Source organism: Providencia sp. PROV182 (genome assembly GCF_028480325.1).
GTDB classification, from domain to species: Bacteria; Pseudomonadota; Gammaproteobacteria; order Enterobacterales; family Enterobacteriaceae; genus Providencia; species Providencia hangzhouensis.
On sequence record NZ_JAMPOL010000004.1, the window covers coordinates 264,973 to 283,463 of the forward strand.

The 18,491-nt window shown below is 41.8% G+C and carries 14 protein-coding genes; 4 read left to right on the forward strand and 10 right to left on the reverse strand.

Translation table 11 applies throughout. The features are described 5' to 3' along the window. Positions 1-70: 70 nt before the first annotated feature. From torD to torC, 3 genes are read right to left on the reverse strand one after another with little or no spacing between them, the layout of a single operon-like run. Positions 71-685 carry a molecular chaperone TorD gene (gene torD, locus PR834_RS03965; protein ID WP_187710473.1) on the reverse strand — a complete coding sequence of 205 codons (615 nt, stop codon included), beginning with the start codon at positions 683-685 and terminating at the stop codon, positions 71-73. Beyond that, the gene (torA, locus tag PR834_RS03970; protein ID WP_153673167.1) at positions 682-3,228 is read right to left on the reverse strand and encodes a trimethylamine-N-oxide reductase TorA; all 2,547 of its coding nucleotides are present in this window, start codon (positions 3,226-3,228) and stop codon (positions 682-684) included. The genes torD and torA overlap by 4 nt, the downstream gene beginning before the upstream one ends. Beyond that, entirely contained in the window at positions 3,218-4,396 is a 1,179-nt protein-coding gene (gene torC, locus PR834_RS03975) for a pentaheme c-type cytochrome TorC (RefSeq protein ID WP_036958495.1), read from the reverse strand. The genes torA and torC overlap by 11 nt, the downstream gene beginning before the upstream one ends. A gap of 136 nt (positions 4,397-4,532) precedes the next feature. Between torC and torR the strand changes: the two genes are divergently transcribed. Next, positions 4,533-5,234, forward strand: coding sequence for a two-component system response regulator TorR (torR, locus tag PR834_RS03980; RefSeq protein WP_004262356.1), 702 nt, complete (start codon positions 4,533-4,535; stop codon positions 5,232-5,234). Here torR and torT read toward each other — a convergent pair. After that, entirely contained in the window at positions 5,207-6,238 is a 1,032-nt protein-coding gene (gene torT, locus PR834_RS03985; protein WP_094961310.1) for a TMAO reductase system periplasmic protein TorT, read from the reverse strand. The two genes, torR and torT, sit on opposite strands and share 28 nt — an antisense overlap. 84 nt (positions 6,239-6,322) lie before the next feature. Here torT and torS point away from each other — a divergent pair, with 84 nt between their 5' ends. Further along, on the forward strand, positions 6,323-9,076 hold the full coding sequence (gene torS / locus PR834_RS03990) for a TMAO reductase system sensor histidine kinase/response regulator TorS (protein WP_272524924.1): 2,754 nt from the start codon (positions 6,323-6,325) through the stop codon (positions 9,074-9,076). Between the two features lie 51 nt (positions 9,077-9,127). Here the strand turns inward: torS and cfa are convergent, their stop codons facing one another. From cfa to PR834_RS04010, 4 genes are all read right to left on the reverse strand, one after another. Further along, complete coding sequence (gene cfa, locus PR834_RS03995; protein WP_112307333.1) at positions 9,128-10,291, reverse strand: cyclopropane fatty acyl phospholipid synthase; 1,164 nt, start codon at positions 10,289-10,291, stop codon at positions 9,128-9,130. Between the two features lie 471 nt (positions 10,292-10,762). Then, a complete protein-coding gene (locus tag PR834_RS04000) occupies positions 10,763-12,055 on the reverse strand; it encodes a cytosine deaminase (RefSeq protein WP_110592197.1) in 1,293 nt (430 codons plus the stop codon). Next, entirely contained in the window at positions 12,048-13,295 is a 1,248-nt protein-coding gene (gene codB, locus PR834_RS04005; RefSeq protein WP_004262339.1) for a cytosine permease, read from the reverse strand. Before codB ends, PR834_RS04000 begins: the two co-directional genes overlap by 8 nt. Before the next feature lie 161 nt (positions 13,296-13,456). Next, on the reverse strand, positions 13,457-14,341 hold the full coding sequence (locus tag PR834_RS04010) for a LysR family transcriptional regulator (RefSeq protein WP_112307331.1): 885 nt from the start codon (positions 14,339-14,341) through the stop codon (positions 13,457-13,459). Positions 14,342-14,442: 101 nt separating this feature from the next. Between PR834_RS04010 and PR834_RS04015 the strand changes: the two genes are divergently transcribed. Beyond that, the gene (locus tag PR834_RS04015) at positions 14,443-14,886 is read left to right on the forward strand and encodes a PACE efflux transporter (RefSeq protein WP_004262335.1); all 444 of its coding nucleotides are present in this window, start codon (positions 14,443-14,445) and stop codon (positions 14,884-14,886) included. A 69-nt stretch (positions 14,887-14,955) separates the two neighbouring features. Here the strand turns inward: PR834_RS04015 and dbpA are convergent, their stop codons facing one another. Then, the gene (gene dbpA, locus PR834_RS04020; RefSeq protein ID WP_272536456.1) at positions 14,956-16,329 is read right to left on the reverse strand and encodes an ATP-dependent RNA helicase DbpA; all 1,374 of its coding nucleotides are present in this window, start codon (positions 16,327-16,329) and stop codon (positions 14,956-14,958) included. Positions 16,330-16,472: 143 nt separating this feature from the next. On the opposite strand from dbpA, the gene PR834_RS04025 reads away from it, so the two are divergent. Continuing rightward, positions 16,473-16,961 carry a DUF7000 family protein gene (locus PR834_RS04025; protein WP_004262327.1) on the forward strand — a complete coding sequence of 163 codons (489 nt, stop codon included), beginning with the start codon at positions 16,473-16,475 and terminating at the stop codon, positions 16,959-16,961. Between the two features lie 78 nt (positions 16,962-17,039). Here PR834_RS04025 and PR834_RS04030 read toward each other — a convergent pair whose 3' ends face one another. Continuing rightward, positions 17,040-18,479 (reverse strand): YfcC family protein, encoded by a 1,440-nt coding sequence (locus PR834_RS04030; protein WP_231135933.1) that lies wholly within the window; start codon positions 18,477-18,479, stop codon positions 17,040-17,042. Between the last annotated feature and the right edge of the window lie 12 nt (positions 18,480-18,491).

An 18,491-nucleotide genomic window follows, 5' to 3' on the forward strand; every position in this document is an offset into this window, starting at 1 on the left:
GATATTATTTATCAATATCCCTTCATTTAATAATAGCTGAATAATATATAAATTATTTAAATGGCATCTACTAGGTTTGCTTATCCCATTGAACTAATGCTAACGACAGTTGACTCAAAGCGGCATAAAAACCAAACTTATCATATCGTTGGCAATTTTGGCTAAATACTGGCAGCCATTGCAGTAAAAGTGACAAAGTTTTTAGGCGTAATTGTTTCACTTTTTCTTGGTCCAAATGTGCTTCATTTAATGAAAAATGTAAGTGACTTAATAGCTCCAAAAAAATTGAAATATGGTCAGAAGGCTCGTTAAATGCCTCACTGGTTTCCATTCCTGCCTTGGCTAATAGGTACTTAATCTGTTCATTACCATGTTCACTGTTTGGATAAACTGAGGCGTAAGGTAAGGCTGATTGTTTATCTGACATTAAGAATAAACTACAAAAATCTGCGGCTAATTCGAGCTGAGCATCATTTCGCATCATTAGCGCTTTGATTTTTGTTTTAATCTCTTGAATTGGCGAAGTTAAAACAGGTTCCTGCTCGATAGTCGTAAACCAATCCATCATTTCGCTAGATTGAATCTGTGCTAACGTTGCATTATCTAATTCACGTGAGAACAATTGTGCTAGCCATGCATAAACACATGCTATTTGTACTGGCGACAAAGTGATTTGTTTTGTCATTTGTTCACCTGTGATGCAGGAACATATTCACATTGAGCAACCATTTCAATTGGCCCATCGAATGCATTGACGTTATCCACTTGTCCTGTGTATTTTTCTATCTCCACTAAGGTTGTATGTGCGCTGGTGGCCTGCGCTAATTGAGAGGTTCCAATATCAAGCGTTAATACGTTTGGGTTTCCGTATTTGCACAGGGAATTGATTTCTCCACCCTTAGTCGGGTCATACCAAGCTCCTTCATGGATACGAGCAACGCCTTCTGTATATAAGTCAGAAACTACGGCTCCTGCTAACACTTGCCCGCGGTCGTTGAAAACACGAACAATATCACCATTTTGTATGCCTCTAGCTTTCGCATCTTGAGGGCTAATAAAGACCGGCTCTTTGCCACTCACAGAATAATATTGACGTAATACAGGGGATTCGCACAATTGTGAGTGTAAACGAAAATCGGGATGTGCGGATTGCAAATGTAGTGGCCATTTTTTTGAACCTGGACCACCATGAGAGCGTTCTGCTTTTTCGAACCACATTGGGTGACCTTGGCAATCATCATATTGCATATCAGCAATAGTTTTTGAGTAAATTTCAATTAAACCACTCGGTGTCCCTAAAGGTTCTAAGTCGGGATCTTCCCTAAATGCTTGATGACGAACAAACATTTGTGGATGTTCAAATTCCACATAGCCTTCTTTTTCCCAGAACGTATCGAAGGAGGGTAAATGAATACCACGGCCTTTTCCTTGTTGGCTGCCTTCTTGCCAAATGCGTTTTATCCAACCCATTTCGTCCAAACCTTCAGTAAAGGCCTCTTCACGACCAAAACGGCGACAGAGGTCACGTAAAATATCGAAGTCATTACGTGACTCAAACTGCGGTTCAACGAGTTGTTTCATCGCAATAATTCCACGATTTGAATGGTTACCGTATTGGTCAAGGTCATTTCGTTCAAATTGTGTGGTTGCCGGTAATACGATATCGGCAAAACGACAGGTGGATGTCCATTGATTATCAATAGAGACAACCGTTTCTAGTTTGCGCCAACCTTCAATAATACGGTTAATTTGTTGGTGGCGGTGGAATGGGTTGGTTCCAGCAAACACACACATTTTTAGTGGAGGTAATTTAACTGCTTTACCGTTCCAGTTGATTGTTTTTCCTGGTTCTAAAATAGCATCAATAAAACGAGCAATAGGAATGGTGCTGCTGTAGCCTTTGTAGTCATTGTTATCATGAATAGGTGGCACTTTGGTTGAGCCGGAAAAACCACTTAAAATAATTCCCTGGCGGCTTGGGGTTCCTGCTCCATTATAGTGCCAACCGAAGCCAAATCCTCCACCCGGTAAGCCAATCTGACCTAACATCGCAGCCAAAACGACAATCATCCAAGACCATTGTTCACCATGTTGCATGCGTTGAACGCACCAACCTGCAATGATTTGGGTTCTATTTGCTGCCATTTGGCGGGCTAAGGCTTGGATTGTGCCGGCATCAATACCACAAATTTCAGACGCCCATTGTGCATCTTTGGGTTGTCCATCTGTTTTTCCCATTAAGTAGGGAACAAATTGCTCGAAACCAACACAATATTCTTTTAAGAAGGTTTTATCATGCAAGTTTTCACTGTAAAGCGTGTGGGCGATGGCTAATTGCAGTGGGACATCCGCTTGCGGGTTAATCGCAATATGCTGAACATTAGTACGCCCAAGGTAATCATGAGTAGAGGTGATTATAGGGTCGATACTGATGACTTTTATCTCGCCACTAGCAGCTTTCTCTTTCAGTTGTTCATAATATTCATAAACGTCATGATCAGGACACCACCAGTTAGCTTGTTGGTTTTTAATCAGGTCAGAGCCCCATAATACGATGGTTTTACTATTTTTAAGGACTAGTGGCCAAGAGGTTTGTTGTTCATAAACCTCCATTGACCCGACAACTCGAGGTAAAATCACTTGTGCAGCACCCGTTGAGTAGTCTCCGCCAGTACTGACACTATTACCGTGCAGCGCAATGGCGCGGGCTAACATACCTGATGCATTGTGGAGCATCCCTGTCGATTGCCAGCCATTTGCAGTAAGTAATCCACTTGGTCCATAAGTTGTTTGAATACGTTCTAATTCTTGATAGAACAAATCAAGGGCCTCATCCCAAGAAACACGTACGAAGCGGTTATCACCTCGTTGTGAGGTGTCACTTAAATGGCGTTTACGTAGCCAGTCAACACGCACCATTGGGTAACGGATACGGGCAGTGCCATGCACATGGTCAGGCAATCCTGCAATCATTTTTGATGGAAATTTATCGTGTTCAAAGGGTTTTGCTTCGATAAAACGACCATCAACTACGGTAGCGCGAATTGCGCCCCAGTGTGACCCAGTTAGAATGCCTTCTTGTACCACCGCAGTTTGTTCTCCAGCTGTTGCAGCGTTAGCCTTACGTGGTGTTAATAGGGAAGGGCCTAACATACCCGCAACAGTGAGCCCGCCAAGCTGGAACAAAAAGTGTCGACGAGAAGCTTGAAAAGTTGGATTATTTTTCATTCTGTACTCCGTTATCACCGTGTGAAGATCCTGCGGTATCAGATGCATTCATTTGTAAGTATTTCAGTAAGGTACGCTCTTCTCGCTTATCTAAACTGGTAAAGCCAATCATACCGTTTAATGTGCCTATCCAACCGTTAGCATCAAAGTGAGCAATATCTGGCGCGCCATGGCATTGATTACAAGAGCCGTTATATAAAGAGTCTGCATAAGCCCATATCGGTTTTATATCATTGACCATATCACCTTGCTGCATCCATGCAGTCGCTTGCAGTTTGCTCCATGACGTATCTGTTGCAGCGACGACGGTGCTTTCTAAATTTTTCACATTTTCTTGAACATCACCACGTATCGAAGCTACGAAAATTCGCTTGCCGGGGAATTCAGATAGAACTCGTTGGCGACCATCGGTTTCTGTCCACCCTGTGATTTCAACTTGTAGCCAATCGCCATCACGTTTTAGGACTTTCACCTCTGAGGCAGGAAGTAACGAGCCAGCAGGGTCTTTATCCCCTTTATTTGCATAAATAGGTTTAATATCAAGTGAATACAGAATATCTGAATCACTATTTGCCTTAGCGCGCAGCTCATCGAATTGTTTACGAAAACCGCTGCTCATATCAGGTAATTGGTGGGCAATTCCTTTGTGGCAGTCAATGCAGGATTGATTCTCTTTCGCAGCGATTTGCATCTGGCGAGCTGCTTCTGGATTTTGTTTAGCGTGATCCATTGAGTCATAATCATGGCAAGAGCGGCAAGTAGCAGAATTATTTTCTTTCATGCGGGCCCACTCGCGTTCCGCAAGTTCGGCACGTTTGGCTTCAAATTTTTCTGGGGTATCTATCGAGTGAGCAATAAATGTTTGATAAATATCATTGCTTGCTTCGAGTTTCCGTTTAATCATGCCTGGAAGGTCGGAGGGAATATGGCAGTCATGGCATTCTGCGCGTACGCCAGATGCATTTTGGAAATGTACAGATTGCTTATATTCTTCGTAAACGGGTTCCATGCTATGGCAACTGACACAAAACTCGGTGGTGCTAGTCACTTTCATCCCAACATGGGGAACAACGATTAACGCAACACCCACTGCAATCCCGACAACGATTAACGTTAGCATTGACCAACGAGCACTTGGTTTTCGCAACGCTCTCCAGAGTTTCCGCATAATAGCCCCTGTAATTATATGGTTTAATACAGGCGATCTTATTGAGTTAATATGAATAGCGGTACTAGTCAGAATGAACAGCTTACGGCAAGATATGGGCAAATATGAACAGATATGAACAGAAGAGAGTATATCAATGACATCACATCATATTGTGGTTGTTGAAGATGAACCCGTTACTCAGGCTCGCTTACAGGCTTACTTTGAGCAAGAAGGGTATCGTGTTTCTGTAACGGGGAATGGCGCGGGGCTACGCGAAATTATGGACCAGCAAGCCGTTGACTTGATTCTGTTGGATATTAATTTACCAGATGAAAACGGGTTAATGTTAACAAGGGCACTACGTGAGCGTTTCACGGTAGGAATTATTTTAGTCACAGGTCGCTGTGACCAAATTGACCGTATTGTGGGTTTAGAAATGGGAGCCGATGACTATGTTACTAAGCCCTTGGAACTCAGGGAATTAGTCGTTCGCGTTAAAAATTTACTTTGGCGAATTGACCTTGCTAAGCCTTCGCAAGCTCAAGTTGTTTCACAAGATAATTGTTATCAGTTTGCTGGCTATTGCCTAAATGTTTCGATGCATACGCTCGAATTTGAGCATCAGGCTATCAAACTCACACGGGCTGAATATGAAATGCTAGTGGCTTTTGTGACGAACCCGCGGGAGATTTTAAGCCGAGAACGTCTTTTACGTATGTTATCTGCCCGACGAGTTGATAACCCTGACTTACGTACCATAGATGTACTTATTCGCCGTTTACGCCATAAAATCAAAGCGGATTTATTAGTGACTCAGCATGGTGAAGGCTATTTTTTAGCCGCCGATGTATATTGATATACGGGCCTAAAGCCTCCTGGAGATAATGAGTTGCGTAAGTGTTCACTATCTGCGTTTTGTTGGGTAAGCACTAAAATCGGCGGGCTTATATTGTTTGGAACCGGCTGCTTTTGTAGTACTTTGATGGCTTGTTCAATCACTAGCTCACCTTGCCAAACCATTTGGTCGCTGGCAGCCATAATAATTCGGCCTCTTTTTAACCCGCGGTAGACTTGGTGAGAAAGGTAAAAAGAGACAATATTCAATGGGTTCGTTAAGTTTCGGCCTTCACCCATTGCGGCCTCAGCAGCAATAGCAGTGCCAACGACGACATCGACATCAGGGTTACGCTCTAACATTTCATGTAATAGATTGCGTTGAACCTCAAGGTCGTTATCCCCTTGCGCCACATCCACAATTTGTACTTGGCTACCTGCAATAGCTTCTCGGAATCCTTGCTCCATTTCATGGCTGCCTCCGGCATTTAATGGGCCAGGCATAAGTAAAACTTTCAATGGTTTACCTTGACTCCATTGGACTAAATAGCGCCCCGGTTGATAACCCATTTGAAACCAAGGTACACCAACGCGGGTTTTAATTGTTTTATCGTGTGTCGCATTGATGACTTCAATGACAGGCGTATTTTCTACCAGTTGGCTAAGGTTTGGAAAAGTTGTGGTGCTACTGCCTAGTAAGATGGCATCTGCTCCCCATTGTTGGCACTGTGTAATTTGCTTTTGTTGGGTTGCTAGTTGGTTATATCCACCGGCTTCTAATACGTTTAGGTCAATGCCATAGTGTTTTGCCGCTTTTTGCATTCCGTAATTAATTGATAACCAATAAGAATCTTTTAGGCTAGGATAAAGCGCACACAACTTCCATGTTTTTGTGGCGGTAACGGGATCATGTGGTTGCTGGTCAAAATGCAGTGTGTCACGCCACTGAATTAGTGAGCTATCGTGCGCCGTTGCTAGGCTCAACAACGAGTGAAATGTGAACAGTAGTAAAATCAATACACGCATGATAGCCTCACAAACCAGAAACCTTTATCCTAAATGCATTCTTGCTGCTAACTCAACCATTTTAATTTTTAGGCTAACCAAACCGTGAATTTATCACTAACTAGACGACTATGGATGGGCTTTGCGTTGATGGCTGCATTGACCTTTATTAGCACCCTTGTGGGGTGGTACAACTTACGTTTTGTTAGCCAAGTTGAACAGGCCAACACCGAGGCTCTGATCCCAACCATGAATATGGCAAGGCAACTGAGTGAAGCGAGCGCTTGGGAGCTATTTTCTGCACAAAATCTCACAAATGCAGATAGCGAAAGTATTTGGTTAGCACAAGGACGAATGTTAACGGCACAAAGCCTTAAAATCACTAATTTACTGAAAATATTAAGAGAACAAGGCTTTAATACACAAAATATTGAACAACAAGAAAAAGAAATTGCTCAGTCATTAAGCCAACAGGGTGAATTAGTTGGGCAGCGGTTAAAACTGCGCGCAGAGCAGCAACAATTAAGGCAGCAGATAATTACAGCGGCGGGAGATATCGCCCAAAAGGCACATGGTCAGGCAAACAATGCCGCCACCTCAGCGGGAGCAACTCAAGTCAGTATTTACGACCTTATTGAAAGGAAACAAGGGGAACAAGCACAACAAGCCCTTGATCAACTAATTGATATTGACCTTGAATATGCCAGCCAAATGAGTGAGCTTCGATTAAGCGCGATGCGTGTACAGCAAATGGTACTTAATTTAGGTTCAAACCAGCCCCACCGCAATATGGCAGAATTAGAAAAACAGTTGAATTCTGCAGTTAAAATCTTACAACGTCGGCAAAAATATATTGAAGACCCTGCAGTGCGAGGCCAAGTAGAAAACGCGTTAAATAGCGTGAAGCGCTATACCGAGTTAATCGCGTTGTACCGGCAAGATAACGACATCACAACACGTTTACAGATTTTATCACAAAATAATATTGACCAATTTGCACGTTTTAGTAGTGAAGTAGCGCAATTAGTTGACATCATTGAGCTTCGTAACCAAACCGCATTGGGACAACTTAAACAAGCCAGTGAACGAGGGCAGAATTGGTTGTTAGCATTGAGTATTGTCTCATTACTCTCACTTATCTTGATCCTTTGGCGAGTGGTTTATCGTTTAGTGACAAAGCCGCTGGCACAGCAAACCCAAGCCCTTCAACGCTTATTAGAGGGCGATATTGACTCTGCATTTCCTGAAACTGCAGGGGTGAAAGAGCTTGATACGATTGGCCGTTTAATGGATGCATTTCGTGAAAGTGTTCATGCCTTAAATAATCAGCGTGAACAGCTAGCAGACGAAGTCAAAGCGAGGACGGCAGAATTGCGCGTGATGGTTGTTGAGCACCGCAAAGCTCGTTCTGAAGCAGAACAAGCCAATCAGGCTAAATCGGCATTTTTAGCGGCAATGAGCCATGAAATTCGCACTCCTCTTTATGGGATTTTGGGGACAGCGCAGCTGTTATTAGAAAATAAAGCACTTAACCAATATCATGATGATTTATATGCGATTACTGACTCAGGTGAATCTTTATTAGCAATTTTGAATGACATTTTGGACTACTCCGCAATTGAAGCAGGGGGACAAAATGTTTCCATCAATGATGAGCCTTTTGAGCCCAAGCCGTTATTAGAAAGTACTTTGTATTTAATGAATGCCAGTAATAAAAATAGTGCTATTCAGTTAGTTGCAGATATTGCGGATGATTTGCCGATTGCTTTACAAGGGGACCCGCTACGGATCCGACAAATTATCACGAATTTACTCAGTAATGCATTGCGCTTTACTCAAAAGGGGCAAATCACTTTGCGTAGTTGCCGTTATGGTAAATATTGGTTTATTGAAGTGGAAGACACAGGGTGTGGCATTGATAGCTCGCGATTTACTGATATTTTTAAGCCATTTGTGCAAGTAGATAGCCAGCGGGGTGGTACAGGACTTGGGCTGACAATTAGTGCAAGTCTAGCGCAAGCGATGGGAGGTGAATTGACGGTTAGTAGCCAGTTGGGGAGCGGGAGCTGCTTTCGTTTAACATTGCCGCTATGTATCACCTCTCATCCAGTGGGTAAATCGGCTGAGCTGCCATTAGACATGCGAGGTGTGAATTTATTACTCATAGAAGACAACCCATTGACTCAAAAAATCAGTGGAGAAATGTTAACCCGCAGTGGGGCTCAGGTAACCATTGTTGGCTCTGCTGCTGAGGCTTTGGCGACTCTACAAGCTGGTCAACAATTTACGGCGGCATTGGTGGATTTTGGCTTACCTGACATCGATGGTATCACCTTGGCTAAACAAATAGCGAAAACTTACCCTACATTGATTTTGATTGGTTTTAGTGCTCATGTGATTGATGAAACATTGCGCCAACGAACCAGCCAAGTTTTTCGCGGTATCATTCAAAAACCGGTACCAAGAGATATGTTAAATCAATTAATTGTTAAATATATTTCAGGTGGTGAATATACATTGTCTGATTCTGGTGTTCAGGGAGAAGTTATAAATTTACAACAGCTTGCCAGTGATGCCGAATTAATGGGATTCCAGAAAATTCGCGAATGGGTGAGTATTTTTAAACAACATTCCTTGCCTTTGCTCGATCAAATTGACATTGCACGAGCAGAAAGTAACGCAGAACAAATAAAGCGCCTTGCTCACCAGTTAAAAAGCAGTTGTGCCAGTTTGGGAATGCAAAACGCAGTACAAAGCTGCGTATTATTAGAACAGCAGCCAATGGCGGATACCCAATTGAAGGATGATATCCAGCAAGGCTTACGGGCTATTGATCAATGGTTGAATAAAATACATTGACTCTTTAACTAGCCCGTAAGGTTAACAAAGATATATATTCAGGACAAAAGCTTAGCGAGCAACCCGTAGGCCCCCGGTCACACCTTGTGGGCTCCAAAGTATTTGCCATAATTGAATATCTCTCGCTCTAAATGCACCTGCACAAGCATTTAAATAATAAGAAAACATGCGTTTGAAGCGAGGCGTATAATTATCTTCGAGCTCTGGCCAAGCCGCTTGAAAACGGGAATACCACGCCATAAGTGTATGGTCATAATCTGCACCAAAATTATGCCAATCCTCCATGACCAGTTTGCCTTCGCTGGTTTCGCCAATATTTTGTACAGACGGTAGGCAGCCGTTTGGGAAAATATACTTGTTAGTCCATGGGTCGACATTTACTTTATTTTGATTAGAGCCAATGGTGTGAAGTAAAAACAAACCATTAGTTTTTAAATTGCGTTGAATAACATCAAAGTAAGTCGCATAGTTTTTAGGCCCGACATGCTCAAACATGCCTACAGAGACAATACGGTCAAATTGGTCGTTGAGATTCCGATAATCGTCTAATTTAATATCGACATCTAAGCCTGCACAGCGAGCTTGAGCATATTTTTGTTGCTCAGCGGAAATAGTGACACCCGTGACAGAAACTCCATAATTTTTTGCTGCATAGGCAGCTAGCCCGCCCCATCCACAGCCGATATCCAGTAATCGCATACCTGGTTTTAATTGCAGTTTTTCGCAGATTAAATTTAATTTTTGTTCTTGAGCAAGAGGGAGGTTTTCAGGAACCGTTTCTAAACCTTTCCAGTAGCCGCAAGAATATTGCATATAAGGGTCGAGCATCAGGGAAAATAAGTCATTCCCGAGGTCGTAATGTTCTTCTCCAACAATGCGAGCACGTTTTAGGGTTTGTAAATTGCGAACGCGTGCGACAGCAATTTTCAATGTATCACTGAAATTATGAGGTATTTTTTTATCGAGCTTATGGCGTAATACATGTTGGAAAAATATGTCTAAACGTTCGCAATCCCACCAACCATCCATATAGCTTTCACCTAATCCTAATGAGCCTTGTTGTAGCACTCGTTTAAAGAATTGGTGGTTGTGAACTTGAATATCGAAAGGGCGGGAGCCATTAATTTTAATACCAGCCTCACTTAATAATTCAGCAGCAATGCGTTGCCAAGAATCGATAGTATTTTTTTGGTTAACGACTTGTTCAGTACTCATCTGATCTCCAATTTTTTTCAAAGTGGGATTCAGAGAACTTTATTTGTGACGTATTCGCGGTACAGCAAAACAGGAATATTGGCCACCGCTGCATGACAGTCAGTGTATTAGCGTTATTGTTGCTATAAATAAAGCTCAAATCCAGTTTCAGATAACTCTCTAAAAAATATAAAACGTTCGCATTGAATTTCAATAGAAATTGCGCTTAATACTTAGAAATGGCACTTATAACCAAAAAAGGAGTTCTTATAAGACGTTTATTTGCTCACCAAAGCTTTCAAGCTCTGCAATAAGTATTGGATTAAGTCTAGTATATAGGAATGAATTTTGTGTAAGAAATACGTCATTAGTTGCTTTTTATCCGATTAAGATTAGTTCTTCGGGCTGGTTTTATTTAAATTAATGATGAGCTATAAGACAATTGGCTCACCTACTGTTGTAGAGAGCCATTTTGGAATTAAAAATTAATGGTTAGATTTTTGGAGTATATCCATAACGGATGGTTTCCGTTTGTTCTAAATGAATTTGGGTTACCGCAGGTTGGGTATTGGCAATCACCTGACCATCACGAACCGAATAACGTACAGGAACTTGACGGCGCACGGCATCGAAGCCATTTTCTGCAGGTAAAATCAATAAACTAGCGCGTTTTCCTTCACTCACACCATAATCTTGCAAGTTCAACGTACGTGCGCTGTACTCACTAATCAGTTTCAGCCCATCATTGATTTGCTGGTAACCCATTAATTGGCAAACATGTAACCCCATATGCAGGACTTGCAGCATATTAGCTGTACCAAGTGGGTACCAAGGGTCAAAAACATCATCGTGGCCGAAGCAGACATTAATATCTGCGGCTAGCATCTCTTTCACTCGCGTAATCCCACGGCGTTTTGGATAAGTATCAAAGCGGCCTTGTAAGTGAATATTCACTAGCGGGTTAGCCACAAAGTTAATCCCAGACATTTTTAGCAGACGAAATAAACGGGAAGTATAAGCGCCATTGTATGAATGCATCGCAGTAGTATGGCTTGCCGTGACGCGAGAACCCATCCCCTGTGCATGTGCTAGCGCTGCGACAGTTTCCACAAAACGGGATTGCTCATCATCGATTTCATCACAGTGGACATCAATCAAACGGTCATATTTTTGTGCTAAAGCGAACGTTTTATGGAGTGATTCTACACCATACTCACGAGTAAATTCGAAATGTGGAATAGCACCAACGACGTCGGCTCCAAGGCGTAGTGCTTCTTCTAACAAGGCTTCGCCATTTGGATAAGACAAAATACCTTCTTGTGGAAAAGCAACAATTTGCACATCAACCCAAGGCGCGATTTCTTGTTTTACTTCTAACATCGCTTTCAGTGCGGTTAATGTTGGGTCTGACACATCCACATGGGTGCGAACATGTTGAATACCATTGGCAATTTGCCATTTAAGGGTTTGCCACGCGCGGTTTTTAACATCCTCGTGGGTAAGCATCGCTTTGCGCTCCGCCCAACGTTCAATGCCTTCAAAGAGTGTTCCAGACTGGTTCCAGCTTGGTTGCCCAGCGGTTTGAGTAGTATCCAAGTGAATGTGTGGCTCAACGAAGGGCGCGGTCACCAAACCACCTTCACCGTCTAAGCTGTTTGGCAATATTTCGCCTTCAGGTTGTGGAAGGATAGCTTGAATTTTTTGGTTGTCGATATCAATACGCCACAGCCCATCACGCTCGGGTAAACGGATATTATGGATATGTTTGATAGTTTGATTAAGCACGGGTCATCTCCGAATCAGTAGTATGGCGGCGATTTAATAATGGGTTAAGGATAGCGTAACATAATGCACCACCCAGCACGGCATTGACAGGGACAATACCTGGTAACCAGTTACCTGCGATAACCCCAGCGGCAACAGCGATTAATGCACTGATGTTGACATCACGCATTTTACTGCGGTCAAAGGTTTCGTAGCGGTGACGGTACATGAGGTAGTCTGCGATGATAATTCCACCAATAGGGGGGATAGCCGCTGATAAGAAAGTTAGCCAGCCGACAAAATTATTATATAGCCACAGTGCGCATAGCGTTCCTACCAGTCCATTGACAATGGATAAGGTTTTGCTGGATAAGCCGGTGATATTGGCAAACCCCAAGCCTGACGCGTATAGGGCGTTATCATTAGTTGTCCAAATATTTAGGCCTAAAACGATAATTGCGGGTAATAGTAAACCTTGAGCAATCATCACATCAGAGATATCTGCCATACCTAATGATGCAGCGCCAGCGGCGCCAAAGATAAACATCAATGAGTTACCAAGGAAAAAGGCAATAATAGCGACAAGTACTGCAATTTTAGGTCTTCGCCCGAAGCGCACAAAATCGGCCGTTAATGTTCCTGCACTCACAAAAGAGCCTACAACCATGGCTAAAGCAAGGTTAAAATCGATGGGTTTTGCGGGTACGACAGCCTGCAATGCACTCATTCCACCCATATCAGTGATAGCAAGGTAAACGGAGTAACTACCGAGTATCGCAATGGCAGGAACAGCAACGATTGACAGAACTGTAAGAGCAGAAATACCAAAAAACACAGTAACGGTCATTAAGACCCCGGAAATACCAATTAACCAGTTGATATCCCAGCCTGTTGCTTTACCAACAGGAATGGCAAACATCGCAACACCGACACCAAACCAGCCAACTTGTGTGCCGCCTAATAGGAAAGAGGGGAGCCATGAGCCTTTAATACCAAAAGAATAACGAGCAAGAAGGTGAGTGGTTAAGCCTGTTTTAGAACCAATAAAACCAAGAAATGCGGTGTAGATACCAAGAAGAAGATTACCGATAAGAACTGCGAGGAAGAAATCATGAAAATCAAGACCGGTACCGAGAGCGCCTCCGGTCCACATACTGGCGGAAAAGAACGTTAAACCTAGCATCACAAAGGTTAATGCTAGTCCGCCTTTCCGCGCTGATATGGGCACGGGGCCATGGCTATAATTTTTATCGTCAGGCACGATTGTCTCCAGTTATTTTTTTCAGGCCAAAAAAATCCGACGCATTTTATAGCCATCAAAACAAAAAGCAAACGTTTTCGTCAATGATTTAAAATAATTAATGTATTCAAGAATAATTTTATTTATGGAATTAAAAGTAGAAATAATAGATAACTTAGGGTTTAAATTGCCTTATTTTTCAGTAATTCAATGCATTCTTGAGCACCACGTTTAAGCACATGACCTTGCAAACATACCGCGTGAATAGGCAGTTTGAAGCCATTTGGGGTATTTTTAAACTCAAGGGGTTTTAGTGAGCCATCGTTCAATTTATCTTTAATTAGTGACAAAGGGAAATTTCCCCATCCCATACCACTCTCGACTAAACCGAGAGCCAAAGAAAAACTGTCTGTTTTCCAATAATTACTGGAAACTAGAATGCGTATATCACTCAATTCACGTTGGCGGCTCGCAATAATAATTTGCCGGCTTTCAACAAGGTCTTCGATATAGAGCGATGTTTTATTTTGTAAAGAGGGATGTTTAGCCGAAATGGTGGCAATAATTGATTCTTCGCCAATATAATGAAATTGCTCTTGAGAATTAACATTTAAACCGCCAAAGACAATCGCAAGGTGAATTTGTTGTTCATGTAATAACGGTAGAAGATCATCTTGAGGTGCGGTAATCAGTTCAATATGCAGTAAAGGATAACGCTGGCTTAAAATATGAAGAGCATCAAAGAGTAAATTGGCATTGATACCTGCTGCAATACCAATGGTCAATTTACTTTCGACACCTTGGGTCAACTCTAAAGAAAAAGTATTGAGTTGTGATAAATTAGCCACAATATGCCGTGCATAGGGCGCTAATGAAAGTGCCTTTTCAGTGGGCTTAGGCTCCCGAGTGTGTCTATCAAATAGTTCAAATCCAAGTTCAGCTTCTAGATTCGCCACGGCCATACTGACCGCGGATGGCACGCGTTTCAATGCTCTAGCCGCCGCAGAAAATGAGCCTTTATCTAACACGGTGAGAAAAATCGTTAGGTTGTCACTATTAAATGGCATTATTCACCTTTCAATAAAACTGATAGAAGCTGACTTTTATTATCATTGAATTATATTTATTTTACCACCTTGTTGATAATGATATTTTTGGAGGTGGGAAAATGCAGGGGATTAAACGTAAAATTGTTTTTGTCACAGCTTATGAGGTTATTGGTTGGTTAATTTCAGCGTTGGCATTGGCTTTTCTTTCTGGTAATTCAGCGGAAACAACAGGCCCATTAGCTTTAGTCATAACGACTATTGCAGTGAGCTGGAACTTTATTTTCAATACCGCATTTGAATATTGGGAATCAAAACAAAAATCACGCATTAGAACCTTTAGGCGCCGGTTTGTACACGCCATATTATTTCAATTAACGTTGGTGATTTTTTTAATTCCTTTAATTGCATGGTGGTTATCAATTAGTCTTTTACAGGCGTTAATACTCGACTTCGCCTTAATTATTTTTATCCCAATTTATACTTTCTTTTTTAATTGGGCATTTGATAAGATTTTTGGATTACCTAAATCTGCCTTACCGCAAGAGAATAACGCCACATCATAGAAAAGTAAGAAAATTATCGAGTTTCCTTCCGTACTAACATTGTGCAGAAGGAAACTCGAATCACACATATTATTTTAATAACCTAGCCTTAACGGATTTCCCTTTAATTTTTCCTTGCTGTAAATGCTTCCAAGCTTGTACGGCAACCTCACGTTTGAGTGCGACGTAGGCATGGGTAGGGTGGATCACAATCTTGCCAATATCGGCACCATTGAGGCCAACTTCTCCGGTTAAAGCACCTAAAATATCTCCAGGACGTATTTTGGCTTTTTTACCGCCATCAAGGCATAAGGTCATCATTGTCGCTTCTAACGGAGTGACTCGTAAACCTGTCGGTTCGGTTTGCCAATTAAGCTTCATGTTTAACATTTCTTCTAGAGCATTGGCTCGTTGGGCTTCTTCTGGCGCACATAAACTAATTGCTAAACCGCTTTCACCAGCACGTGCAGTTCGGCCTATACGGTGAACATGCACTTCAGGGTCCCATGATAATTCATAGTTAATCACCATTTCGAGAGCTTTAATATCTAATCCACGGGATGCGACATCCGTAGCCACTAACACGCGGCTACTTCCGTTAGCAAAACGCACAAGAGTTTGGTCACGCTCACGTTGTTCCATGTCACCATGAAGCACTAAGACACTTTGTTTGCTGGCTGTTAAGGCATCATAAACGGCTTGGCAATCTTTCTTAGTATTACAGAAAACGACACAAGAAGCGGGCTGTTCACGGCTTAAGAGCTTTTGTAATAATTCAATTTTTTCGTGACGAGCGACTTCAAAAAATTGTTGTTCAACTGCTGGGAGCTCATCAACACTATTGATTTCAATAGTTTGTGGGTTATTTTGAATTTGCTGGCTAATTCGTGCAATTTCTTCTGGCCAAGTGGCTGAAAACAATAATGTTTGTCTATTAATTGGTGCGTAATCAATTATGGTCTCAATATCTGGCATAAAGCCCATATCGAGCATTCTGTCTGCTTCGTCTAAAACTAAAGTTTGCAATGCATCAAGTTGTACTGTTTCACGATTTAAATGATCAAGTAAGCGCCCCGGTGTGGCAACAATGATATGTGCTGCATGTGCAAGGGAGTCGCGTTGTACGCTGAAAGGCATACCACCACAGAGTGTCAAAATTTTGATATTAGGGATCGCGCGAGCTAAACGGCGCAATTCATTGGCGACTTGATCTGCCAGTTCACGAGTTGGACATAAAACTAATGACTGAGTTTTAAATAATTTGGCGTCAATATGTTGTAATAAACCCAGACCAAAAGCCGCAGTTTTGCCGCTGCCCGTTTTAGCTTGTGCTCGGACGTCTTTTCCGGCAAGTATAGGGGGAAGAGCGGCAGCTTGGATCTGCGTCATGTTTAGATAGCCTAACTCTTCCAAGTTAGTGAGTTGTTCCGCAGAAAGCGCATTTAGGTCAGCAAATGAAGTCACAATACAATCTCAAATAGAATAAAAGGCATAATAGCGCTAATAATACTATTCCTACCTTACTCTGTCTGTTTTTAATTCGTCATTAATGTAGAATCCGGCTATCACTGATATAGTTCAAAATTAAATCAACAGGAAGTAATGAAATGGAAAATTTGCAACAGCGGCTAATTAATTATCGGCAGCACTTAGAAAGTGGTGAATTGAAATTTGCTTATGAGTATTTGATTAAAACTATCATGCAAGTAAAACAATATATTGCAAGAAATCCAGATACAGAATTTAAGTGTGGAAATGTATCCCCAGGCTATTTGGATTATACCTATTTTCCATTAGTTAATAGTTTTTTGACGGCAAGAAAACTTCGATTTGGACTCGTGCTAAATCATAACACGCTAAATTTGGAACTGTGGTTAATGGGGCAAAATGCAGCCGTACAAAAAGAATACTGGCAGTGTTTGAAAAATAGCCCTTGGAATCTAGATAAAACTGAAATGCCACAATACAGTGTGTTAGCAATCAATTTACTTGTTGAACCTGATTTTACCGATAAAGATACACTATTTATGGATATTGAAAAGACAATATTTCCAGTTATGGAAGAGGTCATTCAATATCTTGAAAGTAGCAAATGATGTTTTGGAAATGTCGATGGCTTTTAGCACCACTTAAAAGTGGTGCTAAAAAGAAGGGGGGTATTCAATATTGATGTCTTAGATAGGACCTAAATTTGTCATTACAGCATATATTAGAGCGACAATAGAAATGGCTATCCATGTGAAGACTAACGGCCAAATAAATCTCACCCATTGTGTATAAGGAATTTTTGCCGTTGCAAGTACAGCCATTAAAATTCCAGAGGTTGGGTTAATACAGTTAACAACCCCTTCTCCAAGCAATACAGTTTGCACTGTCGTTTGGCGAGTGATTTCTAATAAATCGCCCATTGGCGTAAAAATAGGTACAAGCACTGCCGCTTCACCAGAACCTGATGAAATAAAGAAGTGCATAATTGCCGCGGTTGCGAACATGGAAAGGGCAGATAAGGTCTTCGGTAAGCCATCCATCATTGAAATAATGGCATTAACGATGGTATCTAAAATCATCCCATCAGATAATACGATAGCAATAGCGCGTGCCATACCAACGATAAACGCGCCACCTACCATTCCCGCACAACCTTTTAAGAAGCCTGTTGCAATGGTATTAGGAGACATGCGGTTTAAAATACCCACGCCAACGCCTAAGATGATAAACATAGCCATCATCTCTTTTTCTCCCCAGCCCCACTCAACAGCACCGAAAATAAATCCGACTAAGCAGAATGCGCTATAGGAAAGAGTAATGACATGCAAAGCTGAAATTTTAGAGGTTTGGTGTTCGTCGGTATTAATTTCAATCTCAGGACGAACCATGCCTTTATTACGACATTTCTTGGTATAAATCGTTAAAAATAGAATACCCGCGATAACAAATGCAATATAAATAGCCATTCTAAAACCGAGGCCGGATAACAACGGGACGTCGGCTAAACCTTGAGATAAACCCACTGTCATTGGTGCCATGATTGAGGCATTAAAGCCCGAATAAGCCGCAACATAGACTAAAGCAGCACCAAATTTGTCGTCCATTCCCACGGATTTAGCGACTAAAAGACCAATAGGAACAAATGCAATAATTGAGTTAACGACAATCCCTGTTGTCCCTAAAATAGAAAAAACGACAAAGAATATACTGATTAGTAAAAAGTCATTAAGTCTTTTACTGCGCGAGATATTATTGAGTACTTTTTTGATGGCCCCGGTTTCCTCAAGAAGATGTAAAGCACCTCCAGTGAAAATAATCAAAAAGATAATAGGAGCAGCTTTGATTAGACCATCAGCTATTGAGGTGAAAATTTGCCCTGGCAAAATACCGTGTTGTTCTGGTAAGCGCTCATAACTTCCGGGAATGGTATAAGAACTAGATACTTTTGTTTCTATACCATCTTTTACCATGGTGATGACTTTTGTTTCTGATGCATATTGCCCCGCAGGAACGATCCACGTTGCAATACCCGCCAATACTAAGATGAAAAACAAAAGAACATAAGGGTTCAGACCTTCAGAACGTTTTTTAGGTGGTGTTGTTGTGTTTGTTGACATCGTTGTCATAGAGTTTCCTAT